Here is a 17,504-nt window from a genome sequence, read left to right as displayed (position 1 = left end):
GCGGGTAGATCCGCGAAGCCGCTGAAACCTGAGCGCCCCATGACGCTCAAAGAAAGACGCGCCCAAGTCGCCGACCTGCGCGAGCCTAAGGAGCCGGGTGCGAGCATCAGCCTCCCGGGCAACAGGACGCTCGAAAGCGACGCCGCAGCACCCGACGCCAAGGGTGCCAAGCAGGACCGAGCGCCCGCCGCAGCTGCGGCTTTGAGCCCTCCGACGAATCTGCGGGTCGCCCCGCATAAGTGGTTCGGCTTCGATGTGGAGTGGGGCAACACCAAGTTCGACACCCCGGTCGGTACCGAGTCGATCTACAAGGCCCTCTACCGGGCGTCGGACAACAAGCTGATCAAGCAGTGGTGCGACTCGGACCCGGACGGCTCGACCGACTACTCCGGAAAGACGTTCAACTGGGGCGTCTCCGACCCGACGATCCTGACCCAGGGCGTCGAGTACTACTACAAGATCGCCGTCTCGGCCGACCGGGGAACGCACTCCGACCCCCTGGGCAAGGGCTGCGCCACCGGCTGGAGCGCCGAAGCAAAGGGCCCGAACATCGAGGCCCAGGGCCGGCCGGTGTCCGTCCCCCTCGCGGAGACGTACGGGTGCGGTTGCCTGGACACCACCGGCCGACTGCCCTTCCAGGGCTACATCGGCGACCCGGTCAACACCGCCACCGGCGCCCAGACAGAAGCCGCCGTCGACGCCCAGCTGTACGCTCCTGGGGTCCCGTTCGCGCTGCGGCGAACGTACTCGTCCAACAACACGTCATCCGGCGTCCTGGGCAAGGGCTGGTCCTTCGCCTACGACGTACGCCTCCAGGTGTCGGACACCAAGGTGGTCTACTCCGCCGACAGCGGTGCACGCATCACCTTCACCAAGAACGCCACCTCTGGTGCCTACACGGCCTCCTCGCTCGGCGTCACCGCAACCCTGACCGGCTCGGCGAGCAGCGGGTTCACACTGACCAGCGGCACACGGGAAAAGCTCACCTTCAACGGCACCGGCCGGCTCACCGGATGGCGGGACGCCAGCGGAGTCGGCCTGACCTTCACGTACTCGGGCACAGACCTGGCGTCGGTAAAGGACGCCGGCGGCCGAGTGGTGAAACTGACCGTCGATCCGGCCACCCACCTGCTGGAAGCAGTCGAGCTCCCCGGCGGCCAGAGCGTCGACTACGGCTACACCGACGGACTCCTCACCTCCGTGAAGGGAACCGACGGCGGAACCACTGTCTACGCCTATGACGCCGACGACTTGCTCGCCCGCGTCACGGACCCGGCCGGCCGCACGACGATGCAGGCCAAGTACGACAGCAGCGGCCGCGTCACCGAGCACACCGACGCCGACGGCAAGAAGGCCACGTTCTCCCGAGCGACGCTGGAGACCGACTACCAGGATCCGGCCGGCGGCATCTGGACCGACGTCTACCACGGCAGCGTGCTGCGCAACCGCATCGACCCGCTCGGCAACGTCACGTCGTACCAGTACGACACGAAGCTGCGCCTGACGGCCGTAACCGACCCGGCGGGACGGCGCACGACCATGACCTACGACTCCGCCGGTGGCCTGCTGAGCCGCACCAGCGCAGGCGTAACCGAGTCATGGACGTACGACTCCGCCCGCAACGTCTCGACCCACACGGACGGGCGAGGCGCCAAGACGACGTACAACTACGACACGACGCGGCGGCTGACCTCCATCGTCGGCCCGGTGGGCAAGACCTCCTTCACGTACAACACCCTGGGGCAGGTGGCCACGACCACCTCTCCCCGAGGCAAGGTCACCTCGCTCGGCTACGACGACAACGGCAACCTGACCTCGCGCACCTCGCCGTCCGGCGCCAAGACCACCTATACCTACGACGCGGCAGGGCGCCTGCTCACCAACACCGACCCGCGCGGCAACGTCTCCGGCGCGGACGCGGCTAAGTACACCACCACGTACGCCTATGACACCGCCGGGCGGCTGGCGAAGACCACGGCCCCAGCCGGGAACGCCACCACCTACGACTACGACGCGAACGGCAACCAAACCAAGGCGACCGACGCGGCCGGTAATGTCACCACCTTCGGCTACGACAAGTTCAACCGCGTCACCTCGGTAACCGCTCCCGACGGCTCCGTCGAAACCACGGCCTACGACGCGAACGGCAACGTCACCGCCGAGACCGACGCGGCGGGCGGGAAGACGACGTACAGCTACGACAAGGCAGGCCGCCTCGTCTCAGTTACCCCGCCCAACGGCAACGCCTCCGGCGCGGACCGGACGAAGTACACGACCACGTACGCCTACGACCGCGCCGGCAACCTCACCAAGACCGTCGCCCCGACGGGCGCGGTGACCAGCACCGTCTACGACGCCCTCAACCGGCCCACCAAGGTCACCGACCCGCTGGGCCGCACCACGACCACAGCCTACGACGGCAACGGCAACGTCACCCAGGTCACCGACCCGCTAGGCAAGGTCACCAAGTACACCTACACGGCCGCCGACCTCCTCGCGACCGTGACCGACCCGCTGGGCAAAGTCACCACCTACGGGTACGACGTCGCCGGCAACCGCACGTCCGTCACCACGCCGCTCGGCCACAAGACCACCTACGCCTACGACGATGACGACCGTCAGATACGGATGGTCAGCGCCCGCGGAAACGCCTCCGGCGCCACCCCAGCGAAATACACCTGGACCACCGACTACGACGCCGCAGGCAAACCAGTCAGCCTGACCGACCCGCTGGGCAACGTCGCAAAGAGAAGCTACGACGCTTCCGGGAACGTCACGTCCGTCACCGATCCAGCCCAGCGCACCACCGCCTACGGATACGACGCCCTCGGCCGCCTGACCTCGGTCACCGCACCCGACGCCGGCAAGACGGCCTACGCCTACGACAAGGCCGGCAACCGCATCCGGCGCACCGACCCGACAGGGCACGTCACCACCTACGGATACGACCCAGCACAGCGACTTACCTCCGTCACCGACCCGCTCGACCGCAAGACCTCCTACGCCTACGACGCGGACGGCAACCTCACCACCAAGACCACGCCCCGGGGCACCACCACCCAGAACTGGGACGCACGCGGCCTGCTGACCAAGGTGGACTACTCCGACACCACGCCAGACGTCACCTACCAGTACGACGCCGCCGGACAGATGACCCTGCGTGAGAACGCAGCCCTCTCCGAGGACTTCGTCTACGACAAGGCCGGACGCCTCACCAAGACCCGCGGCTTCGCCTACACCTACGACGCCGCAGGCCAGATGCTGACCCGCAAGTACGCCGACGGCACCACCATCACCTACACCTACGACGCCGACGGCCGCACCGCCACCATGGCCGCCGACTCCACCACCACCAAATACACCTACGACGCCGAAGCGAACCTCACCCGTACCACGTTGCCCAACACTCTGGTCGAGGAACGGACCTACGACGCCGCGGCGCGACTGACGTCCGTCAACGCCACGAAGGCGGGAGCGGTGGTCACCAAGACCGCGCTCGCCCTCTCCCCCGCCGGCCAGCCCACCCGCATCGACACCACCCGGGCAGGGGTCGCCGCAGGCGGCTACGACCTGACCTACGACAAGGCCGGGCGTATCACCGCCGGCTGCGCCCCGCAACCGCAGGTCAGCGGCTGCGCCGCCTCCCGCACCACCAGCTACACCTACGACAAGGCGGGCAACCGCCTCACGTCGACACTGGGGACGACGGCCACCAGCTACACCTACGACGACGCCCACCAACTCACCTCGTCCACCACAGGCTCCACCACCACCAACTACGACTACGACGACGAGGGCAACCAGACCAAGGCCGGAGCCAACACCTACACCTACGACCTGGCCGGCCAAATCTCAGAAGTCACCAAGGACGACGGCCTACGCCAAACCTTCCGCCACGACTCCGAAGGCAACCTAGTAGGCATCGGAGGCAGTCTCCCCAAGAGCCTCACGTGGGACCCCAACGCCCCGCTGCCCCTTCTCGCCACTGAGACCACCGGCCTGACAACGGTAAAGTCCCACCGTTACGACCCGCTCGGTCAGGTCGCCGCCGTGAAGGCCAGCAACGGAGACGTACTCTCCTACACTCACGACACCCTGGGCTCGCCCTTGGACGTCACCGACAGCACCGGCACAGTCGACCACAGCATGGCCTATGACCCCTTCGGCAACCGGGAGCTGAGCACCGGGACCGGAAGCACTATCGCACCGTCCTACACCGGCGCCTACCAGGACCCCACAACCGGGTACCTCGACCTCCGCGCCCGCCAGTACGACACCATCACCGGTCGCTTCACCCGCCCCGACCCGTACACACCCGACCCGGATACGCCCTTCACGCAGCCTTACGCCTACGTGGAGAACATGCCGACCAGCCGCGTCGACCCTAGCGGCATGTGCAGTGTCACTACGCAACTGAAGGACCTGTTCTCAGGCAACTGGTGGGACAGCGACTGTGAGAAGGAAGACCGCGAAACCGCAACCCTCCCACCCGCGGCCCAGTCCGCCAAGGAACTCTCCGACAAGGTCACCAACGAAGCCATCGAGGTCACTGGACAGGCGAGCCTCGGCTTCCTCGACGGCGTCACCCTCGGCAGTTTCAGCCATCTCACCGGAGCCCAAATAGTCTGCCCGCCGGCATATAACGTCGGACTGTTCGGCAGCCTGCTGTTGGCGCCCTTCCCCACCTCGGGAAGCCGGCATCTGGCTGCGGAGGGGATCGAGCATGCCACTGCTTCCGTATGGACGCGGATCGTGGCGACTCAGCCCGTCTATGCCGGAACCGTGCTGCCCAAGTCCTTCAATCTGCTCACCTCAAGCGGCCGCCAGATCTGGGTGCACCCCAACGCAACGAAGCACATTGCCGAGGAGATCATGCACAACGGCTTCTCCAAGAGCTTCAAGACCGAGGAGATGCTGTTCGGCCTCACCCGAGCGGTCGATGCAGCCACCCTGCAGGGGGTCCAGTACGGTCAGAGGGTGTTGAGTCACGGTTGGGAACTGATCATCGCCAAACCCAGAAATCTGACGGAGAACCCAGTGCTGAAGCATGCACGAAGGCTTGGGTGAGGGCCGGTGTCGTTCACGATCCACGGCGCTCGACCGCATGGAGGACACACCGTTGAGATCGACGAGTACGTCCCTCTGACCATTCAGTGGCCAGGATACGCACGCCTTCGGCAGACGCCGCAGACCGTCGTCCTCGACGTGGGGGCGTCCTTGGTCGAAGTCAAGACGGACCGCGACAGCGGTGAGGTGGTGGAACTCGTACTGGTCGACATGGGCCGCTTGGAAAGCAGCGATACCCCGCTGCTCGTTACCGGCACCGTGGAATCTGGTATTCCACTGCTGTCGTACGATGAGTCCACTCAAGACGACTCGGTGAGCGGAGTCCACCTTCACTCGGACGGGCTGCGCGTCCGGTTCAGGCAGGAGCGGACGTCACGATCAGTCGGTGACGAGGAAGCGGTATTCGGATTCTCGGAAACGGGAGGTCTGGTTGAGTTCGAAGTGCGACTCGGCCTCGACCGTATGGCCGAACTGCGGGCTGTGTGCGGCCTCGGGTGACGAATCCTAAGATTTCGGGCGCGCTGAGGGAGCGGGAGATGGGGAGTCGGTCTCCCCATCCGAAGCGGTCCTCAAGCCGCTACACCCTGGTGATCGTCTCCAGTTGACCGTTCAACGGCCCTCGATGAGGCGCCGCCTGTGCTGTTCGAGCACAGGCGGCGCCTCTCTGCACGTCAGGACGACGCTCTACGCCAGCCCCGCTGGGTGGGACGACGACGTCAAAAATGCCGGCGGACTGGGGCACACAGTGACCCGACTCCTGGATCGGGTCACTTCCCTGCTTGTCGGTCTTCAGGCCATGGAACAGCGTGAGCCGTACGAGGATCCAGCGCCGCCAGCAGGCCATGCGGTGGACCCGGAAACGGCTTTGGGCGGAGTGGCCCCTGCCCCTTGCGCCCGGCGATACCGTGGTGAGACACGCCAGTCACGCGCCCTGGAGTCCTCGATGAGCGAACAGCCGGCCACCACGGACACGGCTCGGCAGCAGCTGGAGCCCGCGGCCGCCGACGCGGTCCGCGCCTACGCGGCCAAGACCCGCGAGAACGCCGACCAGCTCGCCGCCGTCCTCGAAGACATCGCCGCCAACGGCCTGCCCCCGGTGGACAACTGCACGCCGTGGGAGGAACTCCGCGAGACCCACCTCGCCCGGCTCACCCGCCAGCGCCCTGCCATCGCCTGATGACCCGACAGCACGGCCCACGCCGCGCCCGGATCGCCTTCTCCGACGCCGCCGCCAAGCAACTGGAGACCATCACCAGCGAGGCAGACCTCCACGCCCTGGACCGCGCCCTGGTCGTCGTCTCCGTCGACCCCGACATCGGCGAGACACTGCCCGGCGACTCCTCCAGCCCTCAGCTGCGCCAGTACACCGACGAGGTAGAACGCGTACGCGTCCTGTACTGGGTCACGGCCCTGCGCACCGTGGTCGTCGTCGCGTACGTCGAGGTCTGACGCGCCACACCCTGGGGAGCAGTCCGGGCCCCGGCGGCTGCAGCCATCCCCCGGCACCGCTGGCCAGACGCCGGTCCGCGCGGACGGCGCAGCGCCTGACGCACGCATCTGCTTGTCGGGTTTTGTTATGGCTGATCCGGCTCCTGCCGCATTGTCAGTGCCTGGTCGTACCGTCGATGCAACGACCTGCGACGGTGAAGGCGGTGTGTGTTGGCAAATGTCGTCTGGCACAAGAACTTCCGGATTCTCCTGGACCTGACCCGGGACGACTTGGACCATCCGGAGTTCCCCGGGCTGTGGGACCTGATCTACACGGCGGACCGCTTCTACGGGCGCCGGGGCGTGCCGGTCAGCCAGCGGGACCTGCAGTGCGGGGGAGTGTGCCGCGACCTGGGAGTCGAGGCGCCCATGCATCTGCGGATGCGCGGCGGCCGACGCGAGGCCGTCCACGAACGCCGCGAGGACGAAGAGCGCCACAGCGTCCCGATGAGCGACGAGCACAAGGCCTACCAGGAACGCATCCTGCGCGCCGCGCACGAGGGCGGCTTCGGCGGCGACAGTGAGGTCCGCACCCGCGTGGGCCGTACCTGGATCCAGACCGACACCCTCGTCGAAGGAGCCGACGGCCGCCGCATCGGTTGGGAAGTCCAGCTCTCCACCATCGACGAGCGCGGCCTGCGCGGCGTCCGCGCCCGCGCCGGCAAGGCCGCCAAGAACGGCATCACCCCGGCCTGGCACACCGACCGCGCCGCCTACGCCCAGCGCAACGACACCCACTGGACCCGCAGCGACCGCCTCCCCGCCCACCTCATCGCCCGCAACGGCGACCTGCGCATCGTCTCCGGCTTCCGCGCCCTCGACTTCTGGCACTGCGACACCAGCGCCCTCTACCCCTGCCCCCACGGCATCCGGCGTTGCGGCAAGGCCCACGCCACGCCCAAGCCCCGCGACGTCTTCTTCGACGACATGGTCCGCCAGACCGCCGCCGGCACCATCGTGCCCATCCACTTCCGCGCGGGAAGCACCGTGCACCGCTACTGGGTGACCAGCGCCGACCGCGACCGCCTGGACGACCTCAACAGCGACGACACCCGTCTGCCGCTTGAGCGCGAGGCAACTCCCGCGAGCGGTGCCAGCCGCAACCGGCCCACCTGCCAGCCGGCCGCCGCACCGCTCACCGTGCAGGACCCGCCCGCTCCGGCCGGCCTTCCGCTGGCCCGTCCCCTCTTGGCCGCACTGCCGTTGCAGGCTGCCGCACCGCCGCCCGAGACCGCGCCCTCAGCCCTCGGACCGTGCGAAGACCAGATCCCGCAGGCGGCCGAGAGCACGACGGGACTGCCCACCGAACTGGTCACGCTGCAACAGGCCGCCGACGCCGCCCACCGAAAGCTCCAGCAGCTCGACAATCCCCACGAGCGGGACCTTCAACGCCAGGTGTGGCGCCAGGCCGCGGAAGCCGCGCAGGGCGCGGTGACGCAGTACGCTCGCACCAAGCGCCTCAACCGGTACGAGGTCGAAGCGCGCCTGCGCCAGCTCGTACGGAACCGCGGGCAGTAGAGCCGCCTCTGCTCGCACGGCCGTGTCCTCAGAATGGCCGACTACCGTCGCTCACTGAGGCCGGCGGGGCCTCCGCGCGTCGTGGACCACCGGCTGATTCCGCTCGTGGTCTGTTGATATCGACTCGCAGGCTGCTGCGCGGGAGCTAGCGAACGGTGGGATCGAGACTGGTCGTGTCGTGTCGTGCCGGGCGGGCTGCCAGTGTGTGGTTCTCGTGGCGGGCAGCCCCGCGAGTGAGTGACGTCGGTGGCGGCGATGCGCTGTTCTGCTCACTGGACGGCACCGGTCGTGGTCAGCGGCGGTATCGAACGAAGGCGGAGCCGAGGGTGGCCCCGCCCTTTTGGTCAGGTTCCGTGTCGGCGCAGCCTCTCATTGGCCGCCCGTCTCCAGTCTTCCTCGGCTGGTTCAGGTGGGGCGACTTGTTGCGGCTGGTTTTGTGCGGATCGCCTCATGGATTGCCCGTAGCGGTCGGTGTGCCGGTGGATCAGGTCGGGCTGGCGTTGCCCCGGCCATACCTGGAGGAGGAATACCTCCACGGGGTCTGTGACGTGGGCGTCGTGCGCTCGGTCACGGCCGCGGGCGTGAACGCGGGCGCGGTAAGGACCGGGCCCGAACGGTGTCAGCACTGGCAGTTCGGGGAGGGAATCCATCATGGCGGTGACTCTCATGTCACCCGTGAGGGATTCGATGCTGTGGTCCACCACCTCGTCCCACATCTCGGCAGGGTCGGGAAGTGGGACGGCGCCGCGGTAGATCTCCACGGTCACGTCGACGGGGCCGCTGTTTACGCCCGCGAGGACGACGGCGAGCCCAGGCTTGGAGAAGATCAGTCCGTTTTCCGGGTGGAAAGCAGGCTGCGTGTACTGCCCTGCGTCCGCCAGGTGGAAGGCGTGGTACTCCACCTGTACCTGACCGGACGCCTTCGCTACGGGTTCACTCATGGCCGGCATCGTAGGCGCTGCCTCCTCATGCGACGATCCATACGCGGAAAGCATCCCGCTCGATGACCCGGTTCTCGATGTAGAAGCGGTTCAGCAGACTGCCCGCGCTGCTGTTCTGTTTTGCCCGGATCATGCACGCGCTCCAGCCGTCGGGTCCAGTGACGTTCTGAGGCAGCGCGCTGATCTGGCACCAGTTGAACGTGCGGCCCGGATTGGGGGCGGGTTGAGGAAGCGACCCAGTGAATGCCCCCTGCCAGGTGGAGCGGAAGGGGTATTCGTCGCAGCTGTAGTCCGCCGGGCGCGGGTAGCCGCCGCTGGCTGCCTGCGGGCAGGCCGTGTTGCCGTTCTTGTCTCGAAGGGCCGAGTCGGTCAGCCGGTGGAGCGGTGCACCGTCCGGGTAGGCGCCGGGCAGACCGGACGCCTGGGCTGCTTGAACGTGGCGGGCGTATTCCGGATTGGGACCGGTGAGGCTGACGACGTCGACAGCTTCGTAGTCCGGAATCACGCAACCGATGTCTGTGGTCCCGGGGGTGGCGCTGTCGCAGCGCACGTCGAAGGTGGGCGTCGAGGTGACGCCTGATGGCTGCAAAGTCCAGGATGTGTTCGCCAAGCGGTAGCTCACCGTAGTGCGGCCTTTGCCGCTGTTACCCAGCACACGGCCGCTCTTCGGCAGGATGTCCCCGTAGGTCGTACCCGCCGTGGTGATCGTCTGGACAGGGAAGTCTATGTCGCCTGCGGCGAGCGTGCAGCTGCCGGCACAGGAGCCGCTACCACTGACAGTGGTGCCGCTGATGTTGCCCCAGCCGCCGGTCTTGTCAATCACTACCTGGTGAGCCCAGTAGGGCGAGTCGTGGCTGGTGTATATCAGGTCGGCCTGAAGGTACTCGAGTTGGCCGGTCTGTCGGCCGGTGCGGATGTCGGTGACTTTGAGGGTCCACACTGAGATGGCGCATGCGTCCTTGCGTGTGTAGTACCAGGCACCGTTTCCGGTGGCGAGGTCGTAACAGTAGTCGGGCATGGCCGCGGGGGTCCGGGCGGCCAGCCTCGACATGCGGCGATCCGTGATCGCACTAGCACTGCCTGGTTCGATGCAGGCTGCCTCGGGCTTTTCATCTTCGGCCCTCAGCTGGCCGGCGTCGATCTTCGTTTGCAGCTTGTCACAGCTGTTAGCGAGGGCATTCGATCGCTTCATTGACGGGGCCGATTGGGGGGCGGGCTCGGGCAGGGTGGGTGCGCTCGCGCGCTCAGCGTTGTACACGAGCGCTGGGGGGCGGGGTGTTTCTTCGGCGGCTAACGCCGGCGTGGGCAGCAACCCAACGGCCAGAGCAACCGCTGCTGTGCGTACTACGGATCTCATCGTGTCCTTTCGCGAATGATCGACCTGATACCGACTCACATGAATCGGTACGGCGGACTTCCGCGACACTAAGCTGCAAGATCACCGGCAACAATGGCATGTACACACATTGTCCTGAAGGGTACGGTCTTCAGCCGATCCCCGTTGTCCGTGTGCCATTAGCTGAGCTTCTCCGCGTCGGCTCCCATGCCCGCACCGGCCCCTTGCCTGCCGACACCGCCCTGATCCGTGGAGCCCTACCAGCGCCAGAACGGCTGGAAGATCCGGGCCGTGGGACAGGGCTACGCCAGCGGCCTCGCGGGACTCGCAACCGACTATGGCGTCGACGTCGCCCCTGAGCCCACGGCCCCACCGCTGCCCGCGCAGACGCGTACGACAGGCCCACGCGCCGCTTCGGTCGACCTGACGAAACTGGAACGACAGGCCCCAGGCCTGCTGGCACCCGCCCGCCAGGCCAGCCAAGCCCTCGCCAACCGCGGCCTTACAGGGCGGCACGCCGCCGTCTACCTGATCCTGGACCACGACTGGCACATGGAAGAGCTCTACGAGTCGTTCGCCGTCCAGGCCTTCGCCGAACGCGTCCTGGCCCTGTCGGCCAACCTCGACGACGACGGCACCGTACCCGTCATCTTCTCCAGCGGACGCGAGCCGTTCCTCGAGGAGATCCGGGTGGACAACTACCGCGGCCGCATCGGGCAGCTCCACACCCAGGTCGACTGGGGCTGGGGCAACGTCGCCGACGCGATGCGCCGCGCCGTCAGCCACTACCAGGAATCCGGAGCCGCCGATCCAGCCTTCGTGGTGACCCAGGTCGGCGACGAGCCCTGGGACAAAGCAGAGGTCCGCTCCATGCTCCAGAACACTGCTTCCCTGGGCATCTTCTGGCTCTTCGTCGGCTTCGGCCGCGGCAAGCTCGCCTTCTACAAGAACCTCAACGCCTCCGCCTCGGCCACCTTCACCAACGTCGCCTTCTACGACGCCAGTAAGAACCCCCGGCTCGGTTCCCGGCGAACGGTTCTACACGGGCTTGGTCGACTCCTTCGCTACCTGGATGCGCTCGTGAAGCCGAAGGCGGGGCACTGAGCCCGGCACTTCCCCGGTCCATGCCTGGCGACGGCTGGCAGATGCTGCTGACGTCCGTTGAACGAGCCGAGCGGACCGAGGCGGCGCGCGCCGCACTGCACTGGACCGCCGGCTAGCACGCGTGACCGGCGCCTGAGCGACGCCCCGCACGCCTCCGCGCCACGTGCCTCACATCTTCCCTGACCTGGCCTGATCTCCCCTTTCTTGATCACCCGGGGTGCTGATGTGCTGACGCGTTGTCAGTGCTTGCTGTCAGCATGACCTGGTGTGCGGGGAGTTGCTACGAGGGGGAGGCTTGCATGCCTTTAGTGCGGTCGTACGTGCGTTCTGACGGGACACGGGTTCGCGCGCATGCGCGGTGGGCTCCGGGCGCCAAACGGGAAACGATGATCTTCGGGGCAGTGGCCTTGGCCGTGGTCGGGCTGGGCAACAGCAACGTCTCCGCCGGGGAGGACGGGACCCCACAGCCGAAGTCGACGGTGCAGTACCCGATCCGGTTCGACCACGCCCCCGCCGCGCGGGCGCCACAGCCCCGCCCGACCGTCTCGTACCCGATCCGGTGGCAGCGGTGACCCGCCGGCGGCCGCCCACGCGGCGGCGCAACCGGCGGCCCAGCCGACGGCAGCAGCAACGCGACGCCCAGCTACTCCTCTACGCCGCGGCAGCTGCGGCCGGCATCACGTTGGTGGTGATGGTCGTCAACTGGCTGCTGACCCACTGGTGGGTCCTCGTCGTCGTCCTGGTGCTCGCCGTCCTCGCGGGCGCCGGCTGGCTCTACAACCGACAGCAGCAGGCTCAGTGGGAGGCGGTACGGGCGCAGGGACTGCGCTACGGACTGCCCCAGCTGGACGCACTGCACCACGCCCGGTTCGAGGACGCCATACGGGACCTGATGCAGCGCGACGGCTGCCACGACGCCCAGCGAGTCGGCGGCCGCGGCGACCTCGGCGCCGACGTGAAAGCCACCGACCCCTACGGGCGGCGCTGGGTGATCCAGTGCAAGCACCGCCGCAACGGCGCCCACGGCTCACCGGTCGGCACACCCGACCTCCAGGTCCTCAACGGAACAGCCCGCCAGGTCCACGGCGCCGACGTCGCCGTGATCGTCACCAACGGACGGGTGACCGGCCCGGCGGTCACCTTCGCCAAGCAACAGCGGCTGCACGTCGTCGACCGCCAGACCCTGGCCGCCTGGGCATCCGGATCCCGCCCCCTGTGGGAGCTCCTGCGCGCAGTGCCGCCCCCGCGCCGTCCGACGTCGCTGAGCTGAATCACCGGACGCCGGGGCCAGGCCTGCGGCTGTCTGGTTCGGGAGGTCGTCCCTCGCGTGGCGGGTGCCGGCCGGGCAGGGGGCCGGCTGCGCGGCGGGTGCTGGGGACGGGCGCGTGCAGGAAGGGCGGTGGGGGGGGGCAAGGCTGGACAGGGTCAAGATCTGGGACGACGTGCCTGAGATGGACGGCCCCCACTGGCCGATGCGGAGGGGGGTAGAGGGCTGCGTGGCGACCAGTGGCCGGCCAGCTGTTGTGGTGCTCTCCACGCGTGCCCCTCCTTCGTATGCCCTGGTGAGCGGCAGAGCCGACGCCCTCGGAGAAGGGAGCCGGCTCTGGTGCAGGTCCTGCGCCAACACGAGCCTGCGGTGTTCTGCCGGCGACAGCTGGTGGGAGCCGTAGCGATCTGCCGTGCAGTGCCTCAGCCAATTGCGGGCCGAGTTGCATTTCAACCGTCGCAATTTGCAGGCGATTTATCCAGCGCCGACGACGTTGTGCCTGGTCAAGGCCATGGATGCCAATGAGCCAACCCACCACGAAGTGATCACCGGTGCGGAATATGTGCAGGTCAACGGCCCTCTGCGCCCGGGAAACGGTGCCGCACTGTAGTGAGGACGCCGGTGGGCGGCCTCATCGGTGCAGGTCGGGCGCGTGTCCGTGTGCGGTGCTGGGGCCAAAGGAGGCGGGCGCAGACCGCGCGTGCCGCCGTCCGTGCCCGTATGCAGGCGTCCACCCCACCCGTTCGTGCGTCAGACCTGTGAGCAGGAAGGATGCGGCAGACCGGGCACAGACACCGTGACGTCGAGGGCACCGGAAGCGGCCCGGGGAGACGAGCGTGCAGGGTTCCTCACTGTTGAGGGATGCAGTTGGGCCTACCTCTGGCCCCCGCCTGTGCGGGACCCCGCAGACCGTCCTTGGCCTGGCAAAGTCGACAGCACGGACCTTGTCGGGCGTCGCCAACCGCTCTGCGGTCCAGACAAGTTGGAGCCGTAGCAACCGCCCGGCGGCCAGGCCGCCGGGCGCCTCGCACAAGGAGCCGTGCCCTCATGGCCAAGGACCCCGCCACCACCGCAACGCCCCGGCGCTCTGCCGACACCCATACCGCACCCTTCGGCATGTCACACGCAGCCGTCATCATCGCCTTCGTCGTCACCGCCGCCGTGCTGGCCCTCAACGGCCAGCAGGTCCAGGACATCCTCCTCCTGCTGTGCGGTGCCGGCGCCATCGGCACCGCGGCCGTCGCCGGTGTCGTGCTGCCCACCCGGCCCGGACGGCGCCTGGCCCGCCTCATCCAGGCCTACCGCGCCTCCTCCGGCGAACGCTGAGGAACACGGCCATGGCCCGCCCTCAAAAGCCGCTGGACTTCAGCCTCTACGCACAGGCACAGCTCGCCAAGTACCTGCGCGATATCCACGCCCGAACAGGCCTCAGCTTCGCCGAGCTCGCCCAGCGGACAGTGTCCTCGCCCGCCACCCTGAAACGAGCCGCATCAGGCAAGGGAGTGCCACGACGCACGGTTGTGGAGGACTACGTCCAGGCCTGCACCACCCCAGGGCATGACCGCGACCTGTGCACTGACGTCGCCGTCCGCCTGTGGAAACGCGCCCGCCACGACGAGGAGCGCCCCGGCCGCGCCTACGACGAGCCGCGCCCCGACTACGTACGTGACTTCAGAGACCTCAGCGGAGCCCTGCGCGACCTTCACGCCTATGCCGGCTTCCCCTCGGCCGCAGAGATGGAGCGACGGGCCGGCGGCTTCAACGCCCTGCCCCACAGCACCGCGCACCGCATCATCAGGGCCCGCGCCGTACCGCGAACCGAGCACCAACTCCTCGGTTTCCTTCTCGCGTGTGAAGCACCCGAAGAGCGCCGTCACCTCTGGGTGGAGGCGCTGTACAAGTGCCTGGCCGGCCCAGACGAGAGCCCGCCCGCCCCCAGGCACAGGGAACTCCAGCCCGCCGCGGCTCTCGCCACCTCGGTCTGAACCCGCACCCACCCCATCAGTACGGATCCGAGCCCACCCCGCACTCAGAGCCCGCTCCCGACCCCCGCGCCCCCAGCTCTCTGCCGGCCCTGGGGGCGCGGGGCCGCGTGGCTATCACGAGTTTTCCGCCCGCCACTGTGCACCACACCCGTGTGACCTGCATGAACACTGTGACAGGCGTGAGTGGAGCGGCAGTTGTAAAAAAATCTTGCTCCCAGGCATCCGGATCCGGCCCCTCTGCGGCGTGTAAGGGATGAAGGCTCTCGGCCTTCGTCAACGAGACCGTCACTACGAGGAGGCCTGGTCGATGACTTGGTCGTACTGGGTAGGAGCGGGCGGGGTATCCCTGCCCGTGCTCATCCTGCTCTTCTACGCACTGCGCCGCGCCCGCGGCGTCATGGAAATGCTCCTGAAGGCACACATCGCCACCCGGGCGGAGCGCGAACAGCGCGCCACCATGGTCGCGATGGCCCAGTCCCTGCCCGACGGCGGCGCCGCCGCCCGCTTCGAGCAGGGACAGCCGGCCTGGCTGTTCCGCAAGGACGCAGCCGACCCGGCCGACCGGCACCGGGCCATCACCATGCGGGAGGCTGCGTGAGCGAGGCCGTCTGGGGAGTGGACTTCGAGTCCTTCGTCCTCGAGACCCTCGAGGCGTACTCCCGACTGGCCCGGGCCCAGGCCGGCGACCTGCACAGCGCCGAGGACGCCGTGCAGGACGTCTACCTGAACATGTACCGGCGGTGGGAGGAACTGTCCACGAGGCAGGGCTCTCTCACCGCCTACGGCCGCATGGCGGTGAAGAACGCCGTCATCAGCCAATTCCGCAAGAACCGGCGCATGGTCCCGGCCCCGGTACAGGAACTGCCCGAACAGGAATCCGGCATCGGCATCCCCGACGCCGCTTACGAAATCTTCAAAGAGGGTATCGATGAACTGATTGCCGAACTTCCCGAACGTCAGCGCCAGGTCATCACCCTGTGCATTCTGCAGGATTTGAGCCCCGCAGTGGTTGCGAAGCGCCTCCGCATCAAGGAGGAGTCGGTGAAGCGCTATGTCAAAGCCGCCGCCAACAACCTGAAGAAGTCAATCCACGAGTCCAGCGAGGAGGTATCCGCATGAACCAGCCATCGTGGCGCCAGCCGTCCGAGGAGCACGGGCCCATCCGGCTCCTCGCCCTGTGGCTGCTGCTCGAAGCATCTGAGCAGGCCGTTTCCAAGGGTCCTCGGATCGGCGAGGACCCTGTCCAGGCGGAGGGGGGCCAGCCTGCCGGCTGGCCCCCGGCCCCCGCCCCCTGCCCGAATCCAGACGCAGACGGACACCACAGAACTCAAGCAATCCGAGAACTGTGCACCCTGATGAAAAAGGAAATCCACGACTCTGCAACGCCACGGCAAACGCGTCGCATCGCAGAAATTCTGGAACTTCTCGACAGGGAAACCATGGCGTTGGAATGGTGGGTCAGAGCGGCGCGCAGGGGAGACAAAGACGCACAAGATTACCTTGAAATCCTTCATGCCGAGAGTGAAGAAGACCTACCGGCATGCCGCGAATGGAAAGAAGGGGAGTACCTTACTGCCAGGTCGTTCACGTCACTCGTAAGCGACCTCGCATGCCCATCCATCGATCCACGCGCCACCACTGACCAGGTCGAGCCCGAGCCTGGGGAAACCGGACTCGACCTGGTCGAGGGAACCCAAGCCCTGGTACGCGAGATCGAAAGCTTCCTTGCCCACCTGGACCACACCACCGACGGACCGCGATGCTGACCATCAGCGCTTCGCGCCCTCAGACAGGAGAGTCTCTGTAGACCACCTCGCGTAAGGCCTTCACCATCAAAGGCCAGACGACTCGTTGACGCGGCGGCCGCCCGAACAGGGCGGCCGCCGTTGTTTCTTTCCCCAGACGACCTCCGCGTGAGTCGTTTTACGTACCGGCCATGCCGTCACTGCTCCAGCTGCGGAGAACTCAGTCCTGTTGCATGATCACCTGACGTCCTTGTCGCCCCTTCCGGTCGAGGCTCCTGGCTTGACCCAGTGAAGCGATCGCTAACTTGGCAGGTGCCTCGCGGCGGGGCGCCTCTTCGTTTCTATGGCTGGTCGGTTGGTGGTTGTGAAGGGATGAGGCTCGCGAGGAAGTGCTGGGTTTCGGGGTGGGTGGTGTGGATGTGGGTGGTGTGGGTGCCGCGGGTGAGGAGGACGCGGTAGGTGTTGAGGGCGTAGGGGAGGTATTGGTCGGGGGTGAGGTGGCGGAGGGTTTCGTCGCGGCTGTGTTGGGGGCTGGATGCGCTGCACCACGCTCGGTTCGAGGACGCTATACGGGACCTGATGCAGCGCGACGGCTGCCAAGGTGCCCAGCGGGTCGGCGGCCGCGGCGACCTGGGCGCGGACGTCAAGGCCACAGACCCGTTCAAGCGTGTTCCAGTGCAAGCACCGCCGCAACGGCGCTCAAGGCTCACCGGTGGGCACACCTGACCTGCAGGTACTCAACGGAACGGCCCGGCAGGTGCACGGCGCGGACGTCGCAGTCATTGTCACCAACGGCCGCGTGACCGGCCCGGCCGTGACCTTCGCCAAGCAACAGCGGCTCCACGTGGTCGACCGCCAGACACTTGCCGTATGGGCGTCCGGCTCACGGCCGCTCTGGGAACTGCTGCGGGCAGTTCCACCGCCGCGCCGCGCATCGCCCACCAGCTGAGGGCAGGGTCTGGTCGGCCTGGGCTGCGGGCAATCTTGCACGCCGGGCGCCGCAGCTCAGCTGCAGTAGCTGCGGGATGGATGTCCTGCTCATGATTGCCGGGG

Annotated in this window: 16 protein-coding genes and 1 pseudogene; 15 read left to right on the top strand and 2 right to left on the bottom strand. The window is 67.5% G+C overall.

From position 1 onward, the window contains the following. Positions 1–39 precede the first annotated feature (39 nt). The 5 genes from B1H29_RS00355 (at position 40) to B1H29_RS38975 (ending at position 8,073) form a co-directional block, all read left to right on the top strand. The gene (locus B1H29_RS00355) at positions 40–5,067 is read left to right on the top strand and encodes a DUF6531 domain-containing protein (protein ID WP_159027747.1); all 5,028 of its coding nucleotides are present in this window, start codon (positions 40–42) and stop codon (positions 5,065–5,067) included. A 6-nt stretch (positions 5,068–5,073) separates the two neighbouring features. Further along, positions 5,074–5,565 (top strand): hypothetical protein, encoded by a 492-nt coding sequence (locus tag B1H29_RS00350; protein ID WP_055422277.1) that lies wholly within the window; start codon positions 5,074–5,076, stop codon positions 5,563–5,565. 445 nt (positions 5,566–6,010) lie between these two features. Further along, complete coding sequence (locus B1H29_RS00345; RefSeq protein WP_055422278.1) at positions 6,011–6,244, top strand: hypothetical protein; 234 nt, start codon at positions 6,011–6,013, stop codon at positions 6,242–6,244. Beyond that, a complete protein-coding gene (locus B1H29_RS00340) occupies positions 6,244–6,516 on the top strand; it encodes a hypothetical protein (protein ID WP_055422279.1) in 273 nt (90 codons plus the stop codon). The genes B1H29_RS00345 and B1H29_RS00340 overlap by 1 nt, the downstream gene beginning before the upstream one ends. A gap of 210 nt (positions 6,517–6,726) precedes the next feature. Next, complete coding sequence (locus B1H29_RS38975; RefSeq protein ID WP_234393216.1) at positions 6,727–8,073, top strand: hypothetical protein; 1,347 nt, start codon at positions 6,727–6,729, stop codon at positions 8,071–8,073. A gap of 344 nt (positions 8,074–8,417) precedes the next feature. Here B1H29_RS38975 and B1H29_RS00330 read toward each other — a convergent pair whose 3' ends face one another. Continuing rightward, positions 8,418–9,014, bottom strand: coding sequence for a hypothetical protein (locus B1H29_RS00330; RefSeq protein WP_159027746.1), 597 nt, complete (start codon positions 9,012–9,014; stop codon positions 8,418–8,420). Between the two features lie 25 nt (positions 9,015–9,039). Further along, the gene (locus B1H29_RS00325) at positions 9,040–10,272 is read right to left on the bottom strand and encodes a NucA/NucB deoxyribonuclease domain-containing protein (protein ID WP_234393217.1); all 1,233 of its coding nucleotides are present in this window, start codon (positions 10,270–10,272) and stop codon (positions 9,040–9,042) included. A 327-nt stretch (positions 10,273–10,599) separates the two neighbouring features. Between B1H29_RS00325 and B1H29_RS00320 the strand changes: the two genes are divergently transcribed. The 10 genes and pseudogenes from B1H29_RS00320 to B1H29_RS00285 all read left to right on the top strand — a co-directional run. Continuing rightward, on the top strand, positions 10,600–11,454 hold the full coding sequence (locus tag B1H29_RS00320; RefSeq protein WP_234393218.1) for a VWA domain-containing protein: 855 nt from the start codon (positions 10,600–10,602) through the stop codon (positions 11,452–11,454). Between the two features lie 386 nt (positions 11,455–11,840). Beyond that, positions 11,841–12,026: a hypothetical protein gene (locus B1H29_RS00315; protein ID WP_055422282.1), complete on the top strand. Its 186-nt coding sequence runs from the start codon at positions 11,841–11,843 to the stop codon at positions 12,024–12,026. Next, positions 12,023–12,724, top strand: coding sequence for a restriction endonuclease (locus tag B1H29_RS00310; protein ID WP_055422283.1), 702 nt, complete (start codon positions 12,023–12,025; stop codon positions 12,722–12,724). The genes B1H29_RS00315 and B1H29_RS00310 overlap by 4 nt, the downstream gene beginning before the upstream one ends. A gap of 409 nt (positions 12,725–13,133) precedes the next feature. Next, positions 13,134–13,331 carry a hypothetical protein gene (locus tag B1H29_RS37860; protein ID WP_159027745.1) on the top strand — a complete coding sequence of 66 codons (198 nt, stop codon included), beginning with the start codon at positions 13,134–13,136 and terminating at the stop codon, positions 13,329–13,331. A gap of 437 nt (positions 13,332–13,768) precedes the next feature. Continuing rightward, complete coding sequence (locus B1H29_RS00305; protein WP_055422284.1) at positions 13,769–14,047, top strand: hypothetical protein; 279 nt, start codon at positions 13,769–13,771, stop codon at positions 14,045–14,047. Positions 14,048–14,058: 11 nt separating this feature from the next. Further along, positions 14,059–14,706 carry a helix-turn-helix domain-containing protein gene (locus B1H29_RS00300; RefSeq protein ID WP_055422285.1) on the top strand — a complete coding sequence of 216 codons (648 nt, stop codon included), beginning with the start codon at positions 14,059–14,061 and terminating at the stop codon, positions 14,704–14,706. A gap of 307 nt (positions 14,707–15,013) precedes the next feature. Next, the gene (locus B1H29_RS00295) at positions 15,014–15,304 is read left to right on the top strand and encodes a hypothetical protein (protein ID WP_055422286.1); all 291 of its coding nucleotides are present in this window, start codon (positions 15,014–15,016) and stop codon (positions 15,302–15,304) included. Then, the gene (locus B1H29_RS00290; RefSeq protein WP_055422287.1) at positions 15,301–15,825 is read left to right on the top strand and encodes an RNA polymerase sigma factor; all 525 of its coding nucleotides are present in this window, start codon (positions 15,301–15,303) and stop codon (positions 15,823–15,825) included. The genes B1H29_RS00295 and B1H29_RS00290 overlap by 4 nt, the downstream gene beginning before the upstream one ends. Continuing rightward, positions 15,822–16,472, top strand: coding sequence for a hypothetical protein (locus B1H29_RS37855; RefSeq protein WP_159027744.1), 651 nt, complete (start codon positions 15,822–15,824; stop codon positions 16,470–16,472). The genes B1H29_RS00290 and B1H29_RS37855 overlap by 4 nt, the downstream gene beginning before the upstream one ends. Positions 16,473–16,982: 510 nt before the next feature. Beyond that, positions 16,983–17,400: pseudogene (locus tag B1H29_RS00285) on the top strand (restriction endonuclease); the annotation flags it as partial. Positions 17,401–17,504: the final 104 nt, after the last annotated feature.

It is taken from the genome of Streptomyces pactum (genome assembly GCF_002005225.1).
In the GTDB taxonomy this organism is placed as follows: Bacteria; Actinomycetota; Actinomycetes; order Streptomycetales; family Streptomycetaceae; genus Streptomyces; species Streptomyces pactum_A.
Note: the sequence above shows the minus strand (reverse complement) of the source record. Positions and strands in the feature narration are given on the sequence as shown.